General features: G+C 65.6%; 6 protein-coding genes. 3 read left to right on the top strand and 3 right to left on the bottom strand.

Features of this window, described 5'->3' with window-relative positions; all coding sequences use genetic code 11:
- The 3 genes from JHD07_RS36165 to JHD07_RS36155 all read left to right on the top strand — a co-directional run.
- A partial coding sequence (locus JHD07_RS36165; protein ID WP_291630888.1) for a malic enzyme-like NAD(P)-binding protein occupies positions 1-311 on the top strand: 311 nt, incomplete at its 5' end.
- A gap of 339 nt (positions 312-650) precedes the next feature.
- On the top strand, positions 651-1,169 hold the full coding sequence (locus tag JHD07_RS36160) for a septal ring lytic transglycosylase RlpA family protein (protein ID WP_291630887.1): 519 nt from the start codon (positions 651-653) through the stop codon (positions 1,167-1,169).
- 101 nt (positions 1,170-1,270) lie between these two features.
- The gene (locus JHD07_RS36155; RefSeq protein ID WP_291630885.1) at positions 1,271-1,426 is read left to right on the top strand and encodes a hypothetical protein; all 156 of its coding nucleotides are present in this window, start codon (positions 1,271-1,273) and stop codon (positions 1,424-1,426) included.
- Positions 1,427-1,432: 6 nt separating this feature from the next.
- Here JHD07_RS36155 and JHD07_RS36150 read toward each other — a convergent pair whose 3' ends face one another.
- From JHD07_RS36150 to JHD07_RS36140, 3 genes are all read right to left on the bottom strand, one after another.
- Positions 1,433-1,738 carry a hypothetical protein gene (locus tag JHD07_RS36150; protein ID WP_291630883.1) on the bottom strand — a complete coding sequence of 102 codons (306 nt, stop codon included), beginning with the start codon at positions 1,736-1,738 and terminating at the stop codon, positions 1,433-1,435.
- 83 nt (positions 1,739-1,821) lie between these two features.
- Positions 1,822-2,094, bottom strand: a complete 273-nt coding sequence (locus JHD07_RS36145; protein WP_291630881.1) for a hypothetical protein — start codon at positions 2,092-2,094, stop codon at positions 1,822-1,824.
- 136 nt (positions 2,095-2,230) lie between these two features.
- On the bottom strand, positions 2,231-3,282 hold a 1,052-nt coding region (locus JHD07_RS36140), incomplete at its 5' end, for an alpha/beta hydrolase (protein ID WP_291630879.1).

Below are 3,282 nucleotides of genomic sequence, written 5' to 3'. Positions count from 1 at the left end.
GCTTCGTGCCGCGCCAGGGCAACAATTCCTACATCTTCCCCGGCGTCGGCCTCGGCGTCATCGCCAGCGGCTCGCGCCTCGTGACCGACGAGATGTTCATGGCGGCGGCTCATACGCTTGCCGATTGCGTCGGCGAGGATGACCTCGCGCAAGGCAGCCTCTATCCGGCACTGCCGCGCATTCGCGAAGTCTCGGTCCGCATCGCGGCGGCCGTCGCGGACGTCGCCTACCAACGTGGGCTCGCGGACGGACCCGCACCCAACGACGTGAAGGCCCTCGTTCAGTCGCAGATGTACGAGCCGCACTACTGACCGGCCTGCGGGCCAGAACGGCTCGGTTCACGCTAACGTCTCCACATCGTCATGGCCGGGCTTGTCCCGGCCATCCACGTCTTGTCGGCGGCACGAAGAACGTGGATGCCCGGGACAAGCCCGGGCATGACGACCTCTGCACAAATCAGATGCGATCGCCTTGCCTGTAAAACGGGGATAAGGCGCGAGCCTGACGCGCTCTGTCCCGATTCAGAACAAGTCACTGTGGTGAAATCGCCACAGCTGACGCGAAACGACGGCGGTCCTAGAGCCGCTTTTGTTCCGACAAGGTTCTGCCCTCATTGCCCACCGAAAATCGGGCCGTTCGGAGGGCGTACCATGTCTCGCATTGCACGTACCGAAACGGCCCGGATTTCCTTCACAACCTCATGCCGGCTGCTGCTCGCCGTCGTCGTCGCAGCATCGCTGGCCGCCTGCGCGCAGGCGCCGGTCGGCCGCCAGAAGGCCGATCTTGCCGGCACCAGCCGGCAGGCCGCAGTGGAGCGCCCGCACAGGGTCGCCGCGCTGCATCCGCGCCCGATCAGCCGGGCGCGCGCTGGGAATGGTGAGGCAAAGCAAACGACGGCGCACGGTGTCGCCAGCTTCTATTCGGATACGGTGACAGCGAGCGGCGAGAAGTTCGACAAGAACGAATTGACCGCGGCGCATCCCACGCTGCCGTTCGGCACCAAGCTGCGCGTCACCGACACGTCCTCAGGCCGCTTCGTCACCGTCAGGGTCAACGATCGCGGACCTTTCGTGCGCGGACGCGTTGTCGACGTCTCGCCTTCCGCCGCCGAAGCGCTCGGCATGGTCGACAAGGGCATCACCACTGTCAGGCTCGAGGTCGTGCAATAGATCACAGCGCGTCGAGGCCGACGCAGCCGCTTAACCGGCTGTTAGCGGCTTTTCGAGCACCATGGCTTCCCACGCAATTCGGGGCTTTCGGGGGGCAGCGCTTGAACACGATCCAGTATCTCGAAGATCAGGCCGCGCGCGCCGAGCGGCTCGCCAAACGGATCACGGATACGTCGACGATCGAAAAGCTCCTGACCTTCGCGGGCGAACGCCGCCGCGAAATCGAAGTCATCGCCGGCAAGCGCTGCCGCAACTAAAGCTCCTCAGGAATGGCCTTCCACGAAATCGCTGAGATAGTCGGGAAGCTCAATTCCATCGATCTCGCAGCGGGCACGGATCTCGCCGGCGACATCGGTCGAGATGTCCTTCATCCAATGTTCGAGCGTGTTGAACGAGAGCACCTTGACGGGATCGTTGAAGCAGCCGGCGACGAGCTCGCCGATCGTGGTTTCGAGATCGCTTCGCTCGACAGGAACTTCGGTAGCCTCACCGCGGCGATCGATCACCACGAATAGGGTCTGGTCCGCCCCGTAAGGAACGATCGGTGATGGTAGGCCGGCGTCAAGCATCTCGATGCGCTCACGTCCTTGCTTCCGATCCCTGACAACGGGGAGATCCGGAAGAAGGTTCCTGTCGCGAGATTGCGATGCCGTCAGAGAAATTCTCTCAGGCGCGATAATTCGATGACGTGTTCGGGGGAGAGGATGTCCGTGACCAGCGGCGGCTGTGCCGTCGTGTGGATCTCATAGAGGTGCCGCGTCGTCGCCGGCTTCTGCATGAAGGCCGAGATGCACTGGTCAAGCGTGCCTTCGATGACCTGATAGGGCTCCCGGTCAGGCTGACGCTGGTTTGCCAGCGACGGCCACTTATGCAGCACCGCAAGCGCGCCGAAATCGACCTTCGAATCCCCGACTACGTCCCCCATGCCTGGTCCTCACGCAAAAGACGACCCCAGCACACGGATTCGCGTGCCGGGGTCGATACACCTGTCGCTGTATCACAATGCCACGACCACACAACGCAGCCGCCGGGAACAAGTTCCCGGCGGCCTTGTCGGTGCATCAGCTCGCGGCGGCCGCGATCCGGAGCCCCGGGCTGGCGTTGCCCTTGTTGTTTTCGTCACTGCTGCCGACCTTGGGCGGGAGCCCGGCGAAGCGCCGCAAGGCTTCCGCCATCTGCACCCGGCCGGGCACGCCGGTGATCACCACATCGACCATGGCGAAGGACGAGTGGAAATGGCCGCGCGCCTTGAGCTGCTCGACCGGCACGCCAGCTGCGGCCATGGCCTCGGCATAGGCGATACCCTCGTCCCGCAGCGGATCGAACTCGCAGGTGACGACGAAGGCCGGTGGCAGGCCGCCGACCTTGCCACGGAGCGGCGAGACGCGTGGGTCGGTGCGGTCGGCCGGCGAGCAGTAGAGGTCCCAGAACCAGTACATCAGCGAGCGCGTCAGGAAATAGCCGACTGCGTTGTCGTTGTAGGAGGGCCGGTCGAACGTGCAGTCGGTGACCGGGCAGACCAGAAGCTGGCCGGCGATGTCGGGTCCGCCGCGGTCGCGTGCGAGCTGGCAGGTCACGGCGGCGATGTTGCCGCCGGCGCTCCAGCCGGCGACCGAGACCGGCCCGGGCTTGCCGCCGAGTTCGGCAGCGTGCTCGGCGATCCAGCGTGCTGCCGCGTAGCCGTCCTCGGCAGCCGTGGGGAAACGATGCTCCGGCGCATGACGATAGCCGACGCTGACGAACATCATGCCGGTCCGCCGCACCATGTCGCGGCAGAACGGCTCGTCCGACTGCTCGTCGCCGAGCACCCAGCCGCCGCCGTGGAAATAGACCACGACCGGATGCGGTCCCGGCGTCGCCGGCTTGTAGACGCGGTAAGGCAGCGTGCCGTCGGCGATGGGCAGGGTGCCGTCGACGATGTCGCCGATCGGCCGCCCGGCAGGCCGGCCCTTGTTGAACTCGTTGACGAAGGCGCGCGCGCCGATCGCGCCCATCGACTCGATCGGCGGCAGGTTCAGCGACGCCAGCAGGTTCATCACCAGCCGCACGTCCGGCTGGAGCCGCACCACCTCGCCGTCGTTGCATTGCACGGCGCCAACGTGCCGGGCAAGGT

The organism is Bradyrhizobium sp. (assembly GCF_016462955.1).
Lineage (GTDB): Bacteria > Pseudomonadota > Alphaproteobacteria > Rhizobiales > Xanthobacteraceae > Bradyrhizobium.
The sequence above is the reverse complement of the archived record's forward strand: the minus strand, read 5'-3'. Positions and strand labels throughout refer to the sequence as shown.

What these genes read in the sequence shown, in the direction of transcription:
- JHD07_RS36150 (WP_291630883.1), bottom strand. Translation starts at nt 1,738, where the DNA reads ATGCTTGACGCCGGCCTACCATCACCGATCGTTCCTTACGGGGCGGAC.
- JHD07_RS36145 (WP_291630881.1), bottom strand. Translation starts at nt 2,094, where the DNA reads ATGGGGGACGTAGTCGGGGATTCGAAGGTCGATTTCGGCGCGCTTGCG.
- JHD07_RS36160 (WP_291630887.1), top strand. Translation starts at nt 651, where the DNA reads ATGTCTCGCATTGCACGTACCGAAACGGCCCGGATTTCCTTCACAACC.